General features: G+C 46.5%; 13 protein-coding genes. 9 read left to right on the top strand and 4 right to left on the bottom strand.

What is annotated here, in order from left to right; translation table 11 throughout:
• Positions 1–14: 14 nt before the first annotated feature.
• Both HMPREF3034_RS09015 and HMPREF3034_RS09010 read right to left on the bottom strand, forming a co-directional pair.
• Entirely contained in the window at positions 15–644 is a 630-nt protein-coding gene (locus HMPREF3034_RS09015; protein WP_062434970.1) for a phosphatase PAP2 family protein, read from the bottom strand.
• 2 nt (positions 645–646) lie between these two features.
• Positions 647–2479, bottom strand: coding sequence for an LTA synthase family protein (locus HMPREF3034_RS09010; RefSeq protein WP_369796374.1), 1833 nt, complete (start codon positions 2477–2479; stop codon positions 647–649).
• 510 nt (positions 2480–2989) lie between these two features.
• Between HMPREF3034_RS09010 and HMPREF3034_RS09005 the strand changes: the two genes are divergently transcribed.
• From HMPREF3034_RS09005 to HMPREF3034_RS08985, 5 genes are all read left to right on the top strand, one after another.
• Positions 2990–3370: an L-rhamnose mutarotase gene (locus HMPREF3034_RS09005; protein ID WP_036899276.1), complete on the top strand. Its 381-nt coding sequence runs from the start codon at positions 2990–2992 to the stop codon at positions 3368–3370.
• Positions 3371–3404: 34 nt separating this feature from the next.
• The gene (pncB, locus tag HMPREF3034_RS09000; protein WP_062434982.1) at positions 3405–4610 is read left to right on the top strand and encodes a nicotinate phosphoribosyltransferase; all 1206 of its coding nucleotides are present in this window, start codon (positions 3405–3407) and stop codon (positions 4608–4610) included.
• 23 nt (positions 4611–4633) lie between these two features.
• Entirely contained in the window at positions 4634–5737 is a 1104-nt protein-coding gene (locus tag HMPREF3034_RS08995) for a cation diffusion facilitator family transporter (protein ID WP_062434979.1), read from the top strand.
• A gap of 131 nt (positions 5738–5868) precedes the next feature.
• The gene (gene clpB / locus HMPREF3034_RS08990; RefSeq protein ID WP_036899279.1) at positions 5869–8457 is read left to right on the top strand and encodes an ATP-dependent chaperone ClpB; all 2589 of its coding nucleotides are present in this window, start codon (positions 5869–5871) and stop codon (positions 8455–8457) included.
• 333 nt (positions 8458–8790) lie between these two features.
• Positions 8791–10785 carry an OPT family oligopeptide transporter gene (locus tag HMPREF3034_RS08985; protein WP_062434965.1) on the top strand — a complete coding sequence of 665 codons (1995 nt, stop codon included), beginning with the start codon at positions 8791–8793 and terminating at the stop codon, positions 10783–10785.
• Here the strand turns inward: HMPREF3034_RS08985 and HMPREF3034_RS08980 are convergent.
• On the bottom strand, positions 10772–13582 hold the full coding sequence (locus HMPREF3034_RS08980; protein WP_197421753.1) for a 3'-5' exonuclease: 2811 nt from the start codon (positions 13580–13582) through the stop codon (positions 10772–10774). The genes HMPREF3034_RS08985 and HMPREF3034_RS08980 overlap by 14 nt on opposite strands.
• A 120-nt stretch (positions 13583–13702) precedes the next feature.
• On the opposite strand from HMPREF3034_RS08980, the gene HMPREF3034_RS13015 reads away from it, so the two are divergent.
• The 4 genes from HMPREF3034_RS13015 to HMPREF3034_RS08965 all read left to right on the top strand — a co-directional run bounded on the left by HMPREF3034_RS13015 (position 13703) and on the right by HMPREF3034_RS08965 (position 16056).
• Positions 13703–13837, top strand: a complete 135-nt coding sequence (locus tag HMPREF3034_RS13015) for a DUF4160 domain-containing protein (protein WP_231725656.1) — start codon at positions 13703–13705, stop codon at positions 13835–13837.
• Positions 13838–13949: 112 nt separating this feature from the next.
• Positions 13950–14357: a DUF2442 domain-containing protein gene (locus HMPREF3034_RS08975; RefSeq protein WP_036899329.1), complete on the top strand. Its 408-nt coding sequence runs from the start codon at positions 13950–13952 to the stop codon at positions 14355–14357.
• Positions 14358–14401: 44 nt separating this feature from the next.
• The gene (locus tag HMPREF3034_RS08970; protein WP_036899282.1) at positions 14402–14731 is read left to right on the top strand and encodes a hypothetical protein; all 330 of its coding nucleotides are present in this window, start codon (positions 14402–14404) and stop codon (positions 14729–14731) included.
• Positions 14728–16056 carry a retropepsin-like aspartic protease gene (locus HMPREF3034_RS08965; RefSeq protein ID WP_062434963.1) on the top strand — a complete coding sequence of 443 codons (1329 nt, stop codon included), beginning with the start codon at positions 14728–14730 and terminating at the stop codon, positions 16054–16056. Before HMPREF3034_RS08970 ends, HMPREF3034_RS08965 begins: the two co-directional genes overlap by 4 nt.
• A 91-nt stretch (positions 16057–16147) precedes the next feature.
• On the opposite strand, the gene HMPREF3034_RS08960 is transcribed toward HMPREF3034_RS08965, so the two are convergent.
• On the bottom strand, positions 16148–18607 hold the full coding sequence (locus HMPREF3034_RS08960) for a S9 family peptidase (RefSeq protein ID WP_062434961.1): 2460 nt from the start codon (positions 18605–18607) through the stop codon (positions 16148–16150).
• Positions 18608–18668 lie beyond the last annotated feature (61 nt).

Below are 18668 nucleotides of genomic sequence, written 5' to 3'. Positions count from 1 at the left end.
TTTAAATGCTTTTTTTATCCCGAACTCGCGTACTCTATCAACTGCAGATAAGGACAACTCCTACAACCGTCTTCTCGCATCATCCAGCGATAAAGCTTATAGCATACGAAGGCTACAGAGATACCCAGTACACCACCCAAAAGTATATCTCCGGGGTAATGCACACCTAGATAGATACGGCTATAAGACAGAAGTGTGGCCCAAGCAAACATAAACAACGTGAGTTTACGTCGTCTGAAGAACAACATCGTAAGCATAGCCAGCATATAAGTATTGGTGGCATGACTCGACGGAGTACCATAATGCCCACCTCGATAATCATTGACAATATGCACCAAGTGGCAAATAACACTGTCGTCTTGAGCCGGACGAGGACGCGCTATCCACGGTCTAACCAACTGTACACAGAGATAATCAGTCAGCGCAAAGGCTATCAAAAACACACTTATCACCCCGATGAGCTTGCGCCAATCGCTTTTGAAGTGAAGCGCATTGGCCACAACAATGGCTATATACATCGGTACCCACACCCAACGGTTGGATATTTGCCACATCAGCGTGTCGAAGAAGCTGTTGTGGAAACCATTGAAAAACAGGAACACAGTCTGGTCCAAGCTATTAATTTGCTGTAATATGGTTGTCATGGTCAACGTTTTGAGAGGTCATCGTAAAGTTTTTGAAGGTAGGCCTTGCCCAACTTCAACGTATAATCGGTATGTTTGCCGCGCTTCTGCACGGTTGTTTTTGTATCAAGATCGTACATCACAGAGTCGGTAGACGTAATCATACCCAATGCATTAGGCACCGTGAAATACCCAAAATGTGGTGCTCTGCTGTCCATCATGTCTTTACTGAAAGTAAACTGATGGTGCGGCATACCCAATTGCGACAGGAGTGTAGCCGCAATATCTATCTGCGAGCCGATAATATCAATACGGTGCGACTCCTTCACTGCCCCACCTACCATGATGAGCGGAATATGATAACGCGCGAAATCATAGTTGCTAATATCTTCCGGATAGCATCCCAGATGGTCGGGAACAAGCACGATGAGCGTATTATCCCACTGTTTAGAACGGCGCAAGCGCTCTACAAACTTGCCCAAACAATCGTCCGCATAAGCAAAAGCATTCAATACCTTGTTGCTTAAACGATGATAAGGCACATCATAAGGCTCATGACTGCTGCTTGTCTGAATCACCTTCAAGAAAGGTTTACCGCGATATTGTTCTATATCTTTAGCCGCACAGTCGAACACATAACCATCTGGAACACCCCATTTGCTCAACCTTAGATTCACAGGAAAGTCAACATCGGCCACTATTTTCTCAAATCCGGCCGTAGTCAAAAACGACCGCATGTTGGTAAAATCTGCATCACCACCATAATAATATTGCAAGTCGTACCCCTCATTGCTCAATTCTCGCGGCAACGAAGGTAATGTTTCCACTTTCTCAGTGTACTTCATGATACTCATCGTGGGCTGAGCCGGATAGCCGGCCAAGATAGAAACGAGTCCGCGATCGGTACGGAAACTATTGGCATAGAATCGAGTAAAGAGCACACCTTCGCGTGCCAAGCGATCCATATTGACCGCCACTCGCGGCAAACCACCCAACTCTTGCATGATTTGAGCAGAGAAACTCTCTAGCACAACAATCACAATATTGGGACGATGCACGCGTAGCAACTGCGTCTCTTCTCCTTTATTACTGCGGTCACCGGTCTTTACAAGCTGACTAAACAGGCTGTCAGCCTCGGTGGCATCCATCAATCGGTATTGGTCGGAAAGCTTCGTCGCCCCATCAATCCATGAACGTAACAGACTGAAACAAGGATTTACGGCAGCATGATTCAGTCGCTGATTCTGACTATAATACACATTTCCCAAATTCATGGTCGATGTTGTGACGCCTCCACGTATCGGGATAATGAGCAATCCCATCAATACTAAGGTCATCACTACGGTCTGTATACGCTCACGAACTTTTGTTGTAGTCGTAGGAAGTGGCAACAGGCAACGCACAGCAATACTATAAATACCCAACGACAATAACAACCAAACTACCACACCCAGCACGATGAAGCCTGCACCGACACTTGCCATGGCGTCCGAAGGCGACGAGTAGAAATAAAACAAAGGTGTCGTGTCGAGTCTGAATCCCCAATAGCTATAGAGCACCGCATCCACTATGAATATCATAGCGAGCAGCAATGCCACCACAGCATAGTACGTCTTGGCAATACGACGAAGCACATCGCCACCGCCAAAAGGCGCAACGAGTGCAAGAAGTGCAGGTACTATTGATAGGTAACCACTCACAGAGAAGTCCATCGGGAGTCCATGCCACATTACAGCCACATAGTCTTTCAATGTTGCTTCAACATAGATGGCGTGGTTATAAAGCATGAAAAAAGGCTTCATCAGCATTGCCAACACAGCAAAACCTATGAAATTTCCAAGTATGAACGTAGCCATACCCATAGCACACTTCAATCTATGCTCCCTCATTTCGTGTCTTTAATGTTTAAATTTGAGTCTAATTACCTACTATTATATTAGGCTGCAAAAATATAAAATAAGTCTAACAATCAGGCAGATAAGAGTTTAAAATTAACTAACATTCTTATTTTCAGACATCTAACGTTCTTTTGGGCGAATACAATACACCTCTACAATTTGCTATAACTCCTCACTTGTCACTCCTAACTCCTCACTCTTCATTTGCTGTAACGTCTCTTCAGCATCGCTGCACAGCCCATTCAGCATTACTGCCGAGCCGAAGCAGCAAGACTGCCAAGCCACTGCAGCAATTTGAGTTAGTAAGTTTATGAATCTACAAGTTATGATATAAAACATGGAAAGTATTAATATTGCAAAGCGGCCATCGCACATAATTACAGCCTAAAAGATAGTGTCATCCCACTTTTATGTTTATCTTTGCATAAAATAGGCTGCATTCGACAATCACAAATAAGAAAAAACGATATGAAAACAGAAGGTTACAAGGTGAAACAATACGATGGTCCGGTAAAGCGATATTGCCAAACAATGGATCTACGCGACAATCCTGAACTCATCAAATGCTATCGCGAAGCCCACGACCGTGAGCATTTCCGCCAACAAATAGAAGACGGAATCAAACAAGTTGGCATTCTAGAGATGGAGTTATACATCGTTGGTACACGCGTATTCATGATAGTTGAGACACCGGTAGACTTCGATTGGGACGATGCCATGGCTCGTCTTGCTACCCTACCCGGCCAACAAGACTGGGAAGACTATGTGTCGCAATTTCAACAGTGTGCCACCGGTAGCACCTCAGACGAAAAATGGAAGATGATGGAACGTATGTTCTACCTATATTAATCACTCTTAACAACAACTCTACCCTATTGACATGATGAGACAAATCATACAACACTTCACCGACGACGACCTCTATAAGTTTACCATGTGCTGTGCCGTTATTGACAATTTCCCACGTGCACAGGTGAAATATCAGTTCGTAGACCGCAACAATACCGTCTATCCGGAGGGCTTTGCCGACCTTGTAGCCGAGCAAATCAAGATGCTCGAAAACCTCGTTATCACCGATGAAGAGATTCATTTCATGCAGCGTGAATGCTACTATATACCCCATTGGTTCTATCGCTACCTACGTGGTTTCCGCTTCAAACACCAATGGACACGCGTCTGGCAAGACGAAAACCGGCACTTATATATAGAGTTTGAGGGCAGTTGGTCGGATACTATTCTGCTCGAAGTAAAAGTATTGGCCATCGTGTCCGAACTATATTATATGGTGACAGGACAGGAAGCCAAACTCAACTACGAGGAATATTACAAGAAATCGTACGCCAAAGCCGAGCGACTTTTGACTGCCGGCTGTGTCTATAGCGACTTCGGTACGCGCCGTCGAGCATCGTTCGAGGCTGAAGATACGGTAGTAAGAGCCATGAAAGATTGCTATACTTCGCGCCAATGGCCGGGTAGATTCGTCGGAACCAGTAATGTCTATTTGGCCATGAAGCACGGTCTGACACCCGTGGGAACGATGGCTCATGAGTTTGTTTGCGCCATCGGAGGTATGTATGGTCCCCAAATGGCCAACCATATTGCCATGAACTCGTGGCGCAACACATTCCGTGGGGCATTGGGAACCTACCTCTACGACAGCTTCGGGTGGAACATTTTCAGCCTCAACTTCTCTGAAGACTTCGCCAATTTGTTCAAAGGTCTGCGCATAGATAGCGGAGACAACCGACAAGAATTAGCTAAGATTATCGGTAAATACCGCTCGCTGGGCATTGATCCGCGTACCAAACAGGTGGTATTCAGCAATGCGTTGAACACCGACCAAGCCATCGAAGTACAACAATATGCCAAAGACTATTGCCAACCTTCATTCGGTATAGGTACTCACTTCACCAATGACTTCGAGGAAATAGAACCGATGAATATCGTCATCAAGTTGGTAGCAGCCAAGATTACAGAGTCGTGGGACTTCTATAACGACACTTGTAAGCTGAGCGAAGACAATGGCAAACACACAGGAAAGCCCGAAGTCATCAAGCGATTCTTAGACGTTCTGCACATGCAAGACTAACAATGAGTTCTCTAAACGATGCAATGAATAGGAATCAACAGATTATTCGGACAAGTCTTATCGGCATTTTGGCCAACGTACTGTTGGCCTCTTTCAAGGCCGTGGTAGGATTCTTGGCAGGCTCCATTGCTATCGTGATGGACGCAGTCAACAACCTGAGCGACGTATTCTCGTCGGTCGTGACCATCATCGGCACCCGATATTCAGCCCGACCGGCCGACCGTAAGCATCCCTTTGGGCATGGACGAATAGAATATCTCAGCGCCATTGTGATTGCGGTATTCGTGATTGCTGCCGGTATTACATCGCTCATAGAGTCCGGAAAGAAGGTTTTACACCCCACAACTCCCGAATATACCACCGTCACATTGACGGTTATCATCACAGCTATCGTCGTAAAGCTCATCCTCGGACGATATGTTAAAAGCACGGGAGAGCGACTCCAATCAGACGCTCTCATCGCTAGTGGAGCCGATGCAACCTTTGATGCCGTCGTCACCTTGGGTACTTTGGTATCGGCTGTCATCATGCTTGTATGGCATTTTTCCATTGATGGTATCCTCGGTGTGCTCATCTCACTGCTCATTATCAAGGCCGGTATTGAGATGTTGGCCTCTCCCGTGAATCAGATTTTGGGTACACGCATCTCTCAAGAGCTTATTACTAACATCAAAGACGAAGTAAAAACATTCGATGGAGTGTGCGGAGTGTTCGACGTTATCATGCATACCTACGGGCCGGATACCATCATTGGGTCGCTCCATATCAGCGTATTAGACACCACTTCGGCCATAGAGATACACAAACTCACCCATCGTATCAGCCACAGACTGATGGAGAAATTCGGCATCATCGCCACTATAGGCATCTATGCCATCAACTCCGGCGATAACTTAACAACTCAATTGCAACAACAAGTGATGGAGATGACTGCCGAATGTCCCGATATTTGTCAGGCACATGGATTCTTCTTGGACACAGAAACACGCACCATCTCACTCGATATCATACCCGAAGACGGGGTAAAAGAAAAAGAGGGACTTCTCAAACGATACTTGAAAAACCTGCAAGAAACCTTTCCCGACTACCATTTCAGCATCATTATAGACAATAACTATAGCGATTAAGCAGCCCCGATTCATGCCTTTTTGACACACAATTATGCCAAAAAGGCATGAATTTTAATAAGGCATGGGGTTTGACTTCTCCTTTACTGAATGAATAAAACATTGAATTAATCAAGGAAAGGAGACACGATATGGATTTCAACAAGTTTACTATCAAAGCCCAAGAGGCCGTGCAAGAAGCTGCAAACATAGCTCAAAGCAGCGGCCAACAGGCTATAGAGCCGGTTCATTTGCTTCAAGGCATCATGAACAAAGGCAAAGATGTGACCAATTTTATATTCCAAAAGCTGGCCATCAACACACAGTTGATAGAGCAGGCGGTACAACAAGAGATTCAACACTTACCTAAAGTACAGGGCGGACAGCCTTACGTGAGCAACGAAACAAATGCCGTATTACAAAAAACGCAAGATTATAGCACGAAATTAGGAGACGAATTCGTATCTATCGAACCTATGCTGTTGGCATTATTGAGCGTCAATTCCACTGCTAGCAGAATTCTAAAAGATGCCGGTTGCACCGAGAACGGCGTGCTACAAGCCATCAACGAACTGCGCCAAGGCAAAAAAGTAGACAACCAAAGCGGCGATGAGAACTATCAAGCATTGCAGAAATACGCTAAAAACTTGGTCGAAGATGCACGTCAAGGCAAGCTCGATCCGGTCATAGGACGCGATGACGAGATTCGTCGAGTGCTGCAAATCCTGTCTCGAAGAACCAAAAACAACCCGATATTAATAGGAGAACCGGGTACCGGTAAGACCGCCATCGTGGAAGGTTTGGCCGAACGTATCGTACGAGGTGATGTTCCTGAGAACCTCAAAAACAAGCAATTATACTCTCTCGACATGGGAGCTCTAGTAGCAGGAGCCAAATATAAGGGCGAGTTTGAGGAACGATTGAAAGGTGTTATCAAGGAAGTGACCAACGCAGACGGTGAGATTATCCTCTTCATCGACGAGATACACACGCTCGTTGGAGCCGGTGGTGGCGAGGGTGCTATGGATGCTGCCAACATATTAAAGCCTGCATTGGCTCGTGGCGAACTCCGTGCTATCGGTGCAACTACACTCAATGAGTACCAAAAATACTTTGAAAAAGACAAGGCATTAGAGCGCCGTTTCCAGACAGTAATGGTGGATGAACCCGACGAACTAGACGCTATCAGCATCTTACGTGGCCTAAAGGAACGGTACGAAAACCACCATAAAGTGCGCATACAAGACGATGCTTGCATCGCAGCGGTGCAACTTTCGGAGCGCTATATATCCGACCGTTTCTTGCCGGATAAGGCTATCGACCTCATGGACGAGGCTGCCGCCAAGCTTAGAATGGAGCGCGACTCGGTGCCGGAAGAGCTCGATGAGATTACTCGTAGGTTGAAACAGCTTGAAATAGAACGCGAAGCTATCAAGCGAGAGAACGATACCGACAAGATAGCACAACTCGATAAAGAGATTGCCGAACTCCAAGAAGAGGAACATCAATACCGAGCTAAATGGGAATCGGAGAAAGGATTGGTCAACAAGATACAGCAAGATAAGCAGGAAATGGAAAGCCTCAAGTTTGAAGCAGAGCGTGCCGAACGAGAAGGAAACTACGAGAGAGTGGCCGAAATACGTTACGGCAAGCTCCAAGCATTGCAGGATGACATCGACAATATACAGCAACAATTGAGGGCAACTCAAGGCGGCGAGGGCATGATAAGGGAAGAAGTGACGGCCGACGACATCGCGGAAGTGGTGAGCAGATGGACAGGTATCCCCGTCACACGAATGCTTCAAAGCGAGCGCGAGAAGCTTCTTCATTTGGAAGAGGAACTGCATAAGCGTGTCATCGGGCAAGAAGAAGCCATCCAAGCGGTAAGCGATGCGGTGCGAAGAAGTCGCGCCGGACTGCAAGATCCAAAGCGTCCGATAGCCTCTTTCATCTTTATGGGCACCACAGGTGTAGGAAAAACCGAATTGGCCAAGGCACTCGCCGAATATCTTTTCAATGATGAGAACATGATGACTCGTATAGATATGAGTGAATATCAGGAGAAATTCAGCGTCTCCAGACTCATCGGCGCACCTCCGGGATACGTGGGTTACGACGAAGGAGGGCAACTAACGGAGGCTGTAAGACGCAAACCGTACAGCGTGGTACTGTTCGATGAGATTGAAAAAGCACATCCCGACGTCTTCAATATCTTGTTGCAAGTGTTGGACGACGGCCGATTGACCGACAACAAAGGGCGCACAGTGAACTTCAAAAACACTATCATCATCATGACATCCAACCTCGGCAGTCAGTACATCCAGCAACAAATGCAGGATATGAACGTCTACAATAGGGATGAAAAGATGAATGAAATGCGCCACCAAGTGTTGGAAATGCTGAAACAGAGCATCCGTCCGGAGTTCTTAAACCGTATCGATGAGACCATCATGTTCCTGCCTTTGACACAAGAAGAGATTGGAAAGGTGGTCACGCTACAAATGAAACACGTGCGCAAAATGCTCGAACAACAGGGCTTCAGCATCGAGTGGACACCTGAAGCCATCAATTTCTTGGCCACGGAAGGCTACGAACCGGAGTTCGGAGCACGTCCGGTAAAGCGTGCCATACAGCGTTTTGTGCTTAACGATTTAAGCAAACAGCTCCTATCAGAGAACGTATTACGCGACAAGCCCATCATCATCGATGCCGACAACAATGGGCTTGTGTTCAGAAACTAATAAAGATTAGACTTTCATGGGGAAAGGTTCATCATGGTTTGATGAACTTTTTCCCATTTTTAATGTATATTTCCGAAGGCATACTACTTTCATCTCGTCCCATATAATAGCCTGAAATAAGGCATTATTATGTATTGAATAGAATATCAGATATAAAGTTTTGCCCAGTCAAAGCATTACCGCCACTTCACTGCAAAGCCTATAGAAAGCTCTCATAGCGTTGCCATAGATGAATGTCTGTTGCAAAAATACGTTATTTCTCATACAATCCAATGGTCTTCTTATATAAATATGTTACTTTTGTAGCATATTAACCCTATTTCGTTAACATTCATGCAAGAAGAACAAATCAAAGAGGTAGAGCCCATGGAACTACCTGAGAACGCATTCAGAGAATTGAAAGAAGGTGAGGAATACAAGCCTATTATGAGTCCGGAACGCAACTATCCGGAAGTAAACGGATGGTCGGTGACGTGGGGAATCGTCATGGCGATGCTGTTTTCTGCCGCTGCTGCCTATCTGGGATTAAAGGTTGGGCAAGTCTTCGAAGCCGCTATCCCTATCGCCATCATTGCCGTTGGTGCTTCGACAGCAGCCAAACGTAAAAACGCACTAGGCGAGAACGTTATCATACAGAGTATCGGTGCTTGTTCAGGAGCAGTGGTGGCAGGTGCCATCTTCACCTTACCGGCCATCTATATTCTGCAAGCTAAGTATGGCGATGCGATGACAGCATCGTTCTTTAAGATATTTATGAGCTCGGCATTGGGCGGTATCATCGGTATATTGTTCCTCATTCCGTTCCGCAAATACTTTGTGAGCGATATGCACGGCAAGTATCCTTTCCCCGAAGCTACGGCCACCACACAAGTGTTAGTGAGCGGTGCGAAGGGCGGAAATCAAGCAAAACCGTTGCTTATATCGGGACTTGTAGGTGGTCTCTACGACTTCATCGTGGCCACAATGGGCTGGTGGAACGAGAATTTTACGTCGCGTGTCGTCGGTCTCGGAGAACTATTGGCCGATAAAGCCAAACTTGTTTTCAAAATCAATACGGGTGCTGCTGTAGTCGGACTAGGCTACATCGTGGGCTTAAAATATGCTTTGATTATCTGTTTAGGGTCGCTATCGGTATGGTGGCTCATCGTTCCGGGCATGTCAATCCTGTTCCACGACCAAGTATTAAACATGTGGGATCCCTCCATTCAGGCAACAGTGGGCAGCATGTCTGCCGAAGAAATCTTCTCAGCCTACGGCAAGAGCATCGGCATCGGAGGCATTGCTATGGCCGGAATTATCGGTATTATCAAGAGTTGGGGCATCATTAAAGGTGCTACTTCGCTTGCTGCTAAGGAATTAAAAGGTGGTGGTGAGGCCGCAACAGCACAGAAACGCACACAACGCGACATTTCTTTTAAGATTATAGCTGTGGGTAGTATCGTCACCATTTTGGCTACATTCATCTTCTTCTGGACCGGTGTGATGAGCGGAAATCTACCCTATGCCGTTGTCGGAATCCTACTGATAACGCTCATTGCATTCCTCTTTACCACCGTGGCAGCCAATGCTATCGCCATCGTAGGTAGCAACCCGGTATCGGGAATGACCTTGATGACGCTGATATTAGCTTCTGTGGTGATGGTGGCTGTGGGCTTAAATGGCCCCGGAGGCATGTTGGCTGCCCTCATCATGGGTGGAGTTGTGTGCACAGCTTTATCTATGGCAGGTTCGTTTATCACCGACTTGAAGATTGGATATTGGCTCGGTACGACACCTAAAAAGCAAGAGAGTTGGAAATTCCTTGGTACTTTGGTGAGCGCAGCTACCGTAGGTGGCGTCATGATGTTGCTCAACGAGACCTATGGATTCACCTCCGGACAGTTGGCAGCACCGCAAGCTAACGCTATGGCAGCGGTCATCGATCCGCTCATGAACGGCGTCGGTGCACCTTGGATACTTTATGCTATCGGTGCCGCTATCGCTATTATACTCGACCGTTGTAAAGTTCCGGCCTTGGCATTCGCCCTCGGTATGTTCATTCCTTTGCAGTTAAACACACCTCTACTGGTCGGTGGAGCCATCAATTGGTTTGTCACTTCGCGCAGCAAAGACGCTCAGGTGAATAAAGAACGTGGTGAGAAAGGAACGCTGATTGCCAGTGGTTTCATTGCCGGAGGAGCCTTGATGGGTGTGGTAAGTGCACTTCTGCGCTTCGGTGGAATCAATCTTGTAAACGAAGCATGGCTTGCTAATCCGCTCTCAGAGCTTTGTTCGCTTGCCGCTTACGTACTTTTGATACTCTATTTCATCAAGGCTACAAAGAAATAGAAGTCCCTCTCAAGCCCTCCCCATCGAGGGGGAGGGTTGGAGTTGGGCTTACATCAAACCACCTCAATAGCGGTGTCATGAAACGAGTGAGTCTACGTGGCTGCGCTACACCGTGATAATCAAGGCGCGAAACACTCTGCATCACAATGACACGCTTCTTAGCTCGCGTCATGGCAACATAAAATTTACGAGCGTCCTCAGCCATTTGTTGAGGATTGTTACGACTGAAATAACTCGGATAACGGTCTTCCACTGCATCAAAGATAATCACGTTATCAAACTCCAAACCTTTTGCTTTGTGCACTGTTGTCACAAAAATACGGTCTTCTATAGCCTGACTGCTGCATAAATCGGCTTCTTTCAACGTGTTCATCGTGGTGAGATGATTAGCCAATTGTTCTACCAATGCCCCTCCACTCTCTTTGTTTATCAAGTCATGAGAGAGGTAACGAACGATGTAATCGAGCGAACGAACCGGCTCGATTACCTTATCTTGTTTCAACACACCATATATATAAAGCAATTCATCGACCAATGCGGGGCGATCACCCTGCATCGCTCGTCTATACAAACGGGCTTGCGTATGCGCATAAATAGGCCCATAGACGCGACGCAACACCTCTACTCGCGACGCAACTCGCTTTTGCTGCATCAGCTTTTGCTGCCCTTCTACCATCTCTTTTGCCTGCTGATAACAATAATTTACGACGCTAACAGTAGCTTCAACATCCGCATCGGCCAAGTGAGAGTTCTCCCCTTCCAAGTGTAGAACAGCCAACAGATACTTCAACTTATACTCCTTCAACCCGGGAACAAGTAATCGTGCCAACTTCAACGAGTCGAAATAAAGCGGATGAAGACTGCCTAAATCAACGTCGGGTAGGTATCGTTGCAAGTTATAAGTGAGGATATGATAATCGTATTCGGCATTATGAGCAAGCAAAACAGCATCACCTACATAATCAAGAAACTGTCTTAAAGCCTCTGGAGGAGACAAAAGTTCATGATGACGAAGCTCTTCCAAGATGGGATTTTTAATATCCCCAAGCATTTCGGGAATTGGTCTGGCAGTCTGAATGAACAGCGATAACCGACTTCCCTCTACCACCTTGCCACCTCTCAGCTTCACAGCTGCAATCTGAACAATGTCGTCTTCAAACACATCAAGGCCAGTTGTTTCGGTATCAAATACCACGATTTCACGTTCATCGTACGTCTCCACAAACTTCTGAACATACGAAGAGCCGGGGAAAAGCAGGAAATCGGAGGGCAACATAGCATGGTTTAGCAACGTACGAACGAAGTTTCGAGCAGCCGTATTGGTCTCAAACACGTGCAAACCTTTCAATATTCGCGCCCAAGAAATAAAGTTATGCTCACACGAAATCAGATTGAAATGAGCGAAAAGGAGTTTTACTACGGGTGAAGAAAAGAGGTCTTCGCCCGATACTTTAAAGTGGTTGACCATACGAGACCGCAATGCTTGGCTGATAGCATCGGCATCCCGATTTGAACTAACGATGATGGCTGCATTCTCATCGGGATAATCCAGCATGAGTTGCTCGGCTATCTGAGCAGCATCCAAACACTCTGATTCGATGTTTTCCGATTGAAATAACTGCAGTTCATTGCCCAGTCTGGCCGGTTCATAATCTGTTGTCGGCAGTAAAGCAGGGTCAATCTTCAACACTTCTTCGGCGTAAATATTGAATACATCAAGCAAGTAACGGGGCGAACGATGGTTCATCTGCAAGCGATGTAGATGGTCTTTACACCGCTTTTTCAGCACTTCAAGGGTCGACATCTTAGCTCCCATGAACGAGAAAATGGCCTGTTGTTCGTCTCCGAGGTACACTACCGTGGGATTACAAGGCGCTGTCAAAGCATCAATAATGGCTAATTGGAGTGCATTCAAGTCCTGTACTTCGTCCACTTGAATCCACCGATACACCCTTCTTTCATCTTCCTTGGCATGTCGCAGATGCTCGTATGTGAGCAACAACAAGTCTTCAAAGTCCACCAACTTATTCTCCATACGGTACACATCGAACAGTCTTGCCGTACGCATCTTTATCAATAAGTGGTTCACTATTTGCTGCTCGCCCATGTCGTAAGCCTCACTTCGAGCCTCATCCAAATAGAAATCGGCATTCATATAAAAGTCTTCAACTGTCCGAGCACTCAGTTCCAAATGCTGATGTCGGCATATTATCCGCATTGCCTCGACATCATCGGGCGATAAACATTCAGGATGAAGACGCAAAGTACGCGGATGTTCATGTGTCAACTGGTACATGAAATGCGACAACTGCATCACTTCCATGTAAGCACGATGGCGCCGTGGTGCAGCAGCTACCTCATATTCGTCCTCGTTTAAGATGTTAGCCAAAATACTGATGGTATCTTCTTCGTCGATAATCGAAGCCTCGGCCGGTATCAAAGCATGCTCAAAGAGATATTTGGAACAAAACCGATGCACGTTTCCCACAAATACTTCGTCTACTCCCTCATCTGCTATTTGCCCATGAATACGCTCCATCATGCCGCGGGCAGCACGATTGGTGAAGGTCAAACAAAGCATACCGGCATAGTCAACTCCCAAAGAATGCGCCACGCGAATGCGCTCGGTGAGTATCTGTGTCTTACCACATCCGGGCGGAGCCAGCACCAAATGATAGCCTTCTTGGGCTTCTACAACCTCTTGTTGGCTTGAATCGAGGGTGAAACCGCGCCCCTTTGAACTTTCCAAAGGCGTACCATCTCCCACTCTTTCATCCTTACTTATCTTTGCATTCATGCTATTTACGTTTCCACAAATATACTAAAAAAATATCTTGATTACAATAGCAATGTTTCACTATCTATATTTTGAGTTATCAAAAATAACACCTATATTTGCCATATAAGATTCAACGATATGCCAGAGATATTTAGATTCTTCGGTTATTCATTCTTCTTTTATAGTCAAGAGCATGAACCTCTGCACGTACATGTAGAAGGAAATAGAGGTCATGCTAAATTTAATTGGGACGGAGACCATTTCTCTTTATAAGAGAAACACGGCATCAAGGCAAACGACTTCAAAAAGATAGAGATGGTAATAGAAGAAAATAAAAATATTATCATTAAGGCTTGGAACAGATATTTCAATGGAGGAGAGTAATATGGAGATAAAAAGAATATGGTTTGATAAGGAATATATATATGCAATGGGAGCCAATGGGCAAACTTATCGTCAATCGTTGTTATGGTATCCTGCACTAAAAGAGGCTACCGAAGAGCAACGAATAAATTACACACTAGGCTCCGATGGAATCCATTGGAGACATCTTGACACCGACATCAGTTATGAAAGTTTCGAATACGAAGATGCAGAACCGACCTTACTTCAACGCTTTTTCCTTACGCATAAAGAGATTAATATCGCTGAGTTTGCACGTCGCACGGGGTTCAATGCAACCCTTTTGAGAAACTATATCAACGGATTCAAACGTCCATCGAAAGAACGTGAGCGTGAGATTCTAGAAGCCGTACACAGTATTGGCAAGGAATATACTGCCGCAACCTTTTAATATGGAATGGTAAGGTTTACCCACTAAAACCTTCCAATTGTATCATGCGAATTATCCACAACAGGTTTATACCTTTCAAACAGTACGATGCCATCAACCTCTTCGGACTGCTTTTCTGCCGTAAGGGAACCGGTATCACGCTCGAACTCATTCAGCACGAGCGCATACATACGGCTCAAATGGTAGAGATGGGGGGCGTTGGGTTCTATCTGTGGTACATGGTTGAGTGGCTCATTCGCCTCTTCATGCACGGCAGAGCATACACCCACATTTCTATGGAGCGCGAAGCCTACGCCCACATGCACGACCCTAACTATCTATTACACCGTCGCCACTACGCTTGGTGGAAATATTTAAGAAAGGAACATCGATGATTAGACAATTCTTCATAGCTTTATCGGCCATCTGTATGCTGTCGTGTAACGCGGCTACAGAACCTACTGACCAGCGCGTAAGCAACCTCATTGAACAAGAAGACTGGTTTACGTTGGATACAGAATATGTCTCATTACGCCCACATATCAAAGATACGGGCGTCCGTCTCACCGCCGATGCAATGCTATCCTATCTACAAAACAATCCACGCAAGTCCATTGCGTATCTTGACACATTGCTCACTCGACAGTTTTATCGTAAGAATCGCGAGACCTACTACCGTCTTTCCATGCTCAAATGCCGCATGCTCAACACCATAGGCCGTTATTGTGAAGCCACCATCTTACTGGGAGAAATGACTCGACTACGCAAGGCCGAGGGCGCCCATGAACAAGATTGGAAACCATTGGAGGCTTTCCAAGCACAAAACAAATCGTTGGACCATCTTCCCGGACCGGCTCTTCAACTTCCAAACAAAGATGTTTCTATACCGTTTACATTGCGAAGCATGCAGGCAAAAAATCAAGATGCATGGGTACAGAAAGCAAAGAAAGACTTCAAAGGCTATCTATTGACCGTTGGGGCGCACATGAACGGCCATCCACTACAAATGGTTTTCGACACAGGAGCATCGAAAACATTCCTCTCCGAGGCCACTGCCAAGCGACTGGGACTGCACTTCCTGCCCGACACCATCTCCCTCAATGGCTATCAACAAGCCCGGCGAGCCTTCGTAGATAGTCTGCGTGTGGGCGAAATCACCTACCATAACCTCATCGTCTATGTAGGTATCTCGTCGCTCAACGAGCTTATCGGCACCACCATCGACGCCGTATTGGGGCTCGACTTCATCTCGGCTGTGGGCGAAACCCAGATACTTTTCGACCAACAACGGTTACTCTTTCCGCGCAAACAGACACCCCTACCAGCCTCTGGGCGCAATCTTTACCTCCAAAACGTGCCTTACATGCGCGTCAACCAAGGCAACGAACATCTCACAATGGTATTTGATACGGGCGACACCACAGGCTCACTCTACTATCCATACTTCGACAAACACCGCTCAGAAATACTTCAATCGGCCGAAAAAGACTCCATTGCGCAGGTAGAATATGGCCGTGTCTATATTCGCGAAGTCTATATGTTGCCCCGGTTCAACTTTCATTTGGGCCGTACACCGGTCAATATCGAACAGGTATACGTAGACCCGAAGCCCAACGGATGGGTCTCTACTGTAGACGGAAGAATGGGAATGGATCTCGTACATCGCTTCCGTAAGACCACCATCAATCTACGATCGATGTTCATAAGTGTCACTCCTTAATCGCTGCAAGGGCTCGCCAGCATTGCTGAAAAGTCCCGGCAGTAAAACAGCAAAGGCTCGGCAACGATGTTGCCGAGCCTTTGCAATAAACTCATTCGTCTATCGCCACCTTCGGATATAGGCTGTCCCACCATGCGGAATCGTCTTGTAAATACTTCGCAAACCATGCGAAGATGGTGTTCTGCCATTTCACTCGTTTCTTATAATCAAGTATATGATGGTCTTGTCCATCCACTACGACAAAAGCCGTGGGACGTCCCAATAACTTCAGGGCGTTGAACATCTGAATACTTTCTCCCAAAGGCACGTTATGGTCTGCGCTGCCATGCAAGAAGAGCAAGGGCGTATGAATCTTATCGGCATTGAATAATGGCGACTGATTGACATAGAGTTTACGGTCGGACCATGGATAACGGTCGCCCATAGACACCTCGCTATAGCTGTATCCCCAATAGCCTTCGCCCCAATAACTGGTGTGGTCGCTGATACCTGCATGCGAGATGGCAGCGGCAAATAAGTCTGTACGGGTCTGGAGATACTGTGTCATGAAACCGCCATACGACGCTCCGATGCAGCCAATCTTCTGCGTATTGATGTAAGGATGAACCTCACAAAACTTTCGTGTACCCTCAATGATGTCTTCGGCCACGCCCTGTCCAGCTGTGGCTACGTGTCTAGAGGCGAACTCCTGTCCAAACCCTGCGGCACCACTCGGATTGATCACGTAAACCACATAGCCCATAGCTGCATACAAGTGTTGCGGATAACGCGACTCAAAATTGCGGCTAGTAGGCGAACAACCGCCATAGTAGTTCACAATAAGCGGATATTTCTTGGCCGGATTGAAGTCAGCCGGCAGATAGAAACGACCGCTGATGGTGTCGCCACGACTGTTAACGAAGTCCCAAGCCTCGCACTTTCCTAGCTTCACCCCTTTGAGTATATCGCGGCTCAAATCTTCCACCAACTCCGATTGTCCGCTTTTCGTATTGAGCAGATAGAGTCTGTCAGAATTAGAAGCACTCATTCCACACCATGCCATCCGATCGCTTTGATTAGCCAAAGAAAACTCGGTCACCATGTCTTCCGGTACATCTATACGCACGATCTTACCATCAGCAGGCGACAAACGGAACAACCGGCAATAGTCTTTATCCAATGCCGAGAAATAGATTTGACCATCGGCGCGGCTCCACTCATACTGTGCAATAGACGGATTAAAGGAACGTGTGAGTGGCATTACGTGGCGTGTGGCTATGTCAAGCGTATAGAGTTGATAGTCGTACATACTGGGAATACGTCCTTCGGGTACGTTCTTCCCCACTCCACCAAAGCTTTCGGGCGAGCCCTTCACGACGAGACTACGGCCATCGGGCGAGAATTTTGCATCGGCTATAAAGCCATCATCGGCCACCAATGTCTCGGATTTCATCTCCTGAAGGTCTATACGTATGAGCGAATAGAGCGTTGTCGGACGCTTCGTCAGCCTACTTCGACTGGTCATGATGAGCAGATAACGACCGTCAGTCGATATATCTTGTACCACAACATTGTGAAAACCAAAGGTCAAAGGCTGTAAGATACCGGTCTCCACCTTATATGTACCGAGGCTTTTACGGTCGCGCCACCCCGGTTGACGATCGTCGGGTTCCACGATTTGGTAAATATCTTTATGCTCGGCAGGCCCCTGTTGCACGTTCGACACGATAATATCTTTCAGCGTAGGAGAAATCATGAACGAAGCTCCGATGGGTAATCGGGTGGCAAGCACACGTTGTTGACCCGTCTCTATATCCGTCATGGTTAGGCGAACTCCATCTTTTAAGCTCTCTTCCACATAATAGGCATTGCGTCCCGGCACCCATTTGAGGGTAGAGAGCGACTCAATAATCAACTTACCAGTAGCAACCTCTGTGAGGCGCCATACGAAATAGCTCTCTTCTTCAGGCTCTGTAATGCGGTAAGAGGTAATCTGATAACGTCCATCATGCGACAGTGAGACACCAGAAAACCGTTTACCATCAAGCACATCGCCCAAAGAATAACTGCGCTCGGCATCGGCATCAACCGACAGGAGCGACTCTTTATCGGCCTTGACACTCACCTTCAACGCTTCGCGACGCCCTTTACGCGACATATATTTAATGGTTACGAGGTGCGTTCCGGGCAAAAACGTCTGCTCGCCTTGGGCAGACTGTCCGTCAATAGTCACTTCATACGATTTCAAACCAGTGACAGAGATCTGTCCTTTCACATATCCTCGCGATCTAAAATTGAACTTTAACAGGTGCAAAGCGTATGCATCCGTGCTCGTAGGTGCCTGTTTACCGGTGTATACCTTGCTTTCATCATTGGCTTGAACCATAAGACTCGTCTTCAAAAGCGATTCATCCGAGAATTTCTCGGCATTGATATCAATGCTGTCGAGCATCAAAGGACGATACACAGCATACGGCCCTTGGTAGCGAAAGGTGTTGACATCAATGGCATAGACGTTTGTATCGAGCCCCAAAAACAAGCATGCAAGAAAAAATAAGTATGACTTTTTCATCGTAATTTCATTTAAAATTAGAAGTATATTACTGCAAAAATAGGCTTTTTAATGCAAAAGA

The organism is Prevotella sp. DNF00663, assembly GCF_001553265.1.
Classification (GTDB): domain Bacteria; phylum Bacteroidota; class Bacteroidia; order Bacteroidales; family Bacteroidaceae; genus Prevotella.
The sequence above is the reverse complement of the archived record's forward strand: the minus strand, read 5'-3'. Positions and strand labels throughout refer to the sequence as shown.

Excerpts from the sequence above, each read along its gene's own strand:
- HMPREF3034_RS09015 (WP_062434970.1), bottom strand. The coding sequence starts at position 644 with ATGACAACCATATTACAGCAAATTAATAGCTTGGACCAGACTGTGTTC.
- HMPREF3034_RS09010 (WP_369796374.1), bottom strand. The coding sequence starts at position 2,479 with ATGGCTACGTTCATACTTGGAAATTTCATAGGTTTTGCTGTGTTGGCA.
- HMPREF3034_RS09005 (WP_036899276.1), top strand. The coding sequence starts at position 2,990 with ATGAAAACAGAAGGTTACAAGGTGAAACAATACGATGGTCCGGTAAAG.
- pncB (WP_062434982.1), top strand. The coding sequence starts at position 3,405 with ATGAGACAAATCATACAACACTTCACCGACGACGACCTCTATAAGTTT.
- HMPREF3034_RS08995 (WP_062434979.1), top strand. The coding sequence starts at position 4,634 with ATGAATAGGAATCAACAGATTATTCGGACAAGTCTTATCGGCATTTTG.
- clpB (WP_036899279.1), top strand. The coding sequence starts at position 5,869 with ATGGATTTCAACAAGTTTACTATCAAAGCCCAAGAGGCCGTGCAAGAA.
- HMPREF3034_RS08985 (WP_062434965.1), top strand. The coding sequence starts at position 8,791 with ATGCAAGAAGAACAAATCAAAGAGGTAGAGCCCATGGAACTACCTGAG.
- HMPREF3034_RS08980 (WP_197421753.1), bottom strand. The coding sequence starts at position 13,582 with ATGAATGCAAAGATAAGTAAGGATGAAAGAGTGGGAGATGGTACGCCT.
- HMPREF3034_RS13015 (WP_231725656.1), top strand. The coding sequence starts at position 13,703 with ATGCCAGAGATATTTAGATTCTTCGGTTATTCATTCTTCTTTTATAGT.
- HMPREF3034_RS08975 (WP_036899329.1), top strand. The coding sequence starts at position 13,950 with ATGGAGATAAAAAGAATATGGTTTGATAAGGAATATATATATGCAATG.
- HMPREF3034_RS08970 (WP_036899282.1), top strand. The coding sequence starts at position 14,402 with ATGCGAATTATCCACAACAGGTTTATACCTTTCAAACAGTACGATGCC.
- HMPREF3034_RS08965 (WP_062434963.1), top strand. The coding sequence starts at position 14,728 with ATGATTAGACAATTCTTCATAGCTTTATCGGCCATCTGTATGCTGTCG.
- HMPREF3034_RS08960 (WP_062434961.1), bottom strand. The coding sequence starts at position 18,607 with ATGAAAAAGTCATACTTATTTTTTCTTGCATGCTTGTTTTTGGGGCTC.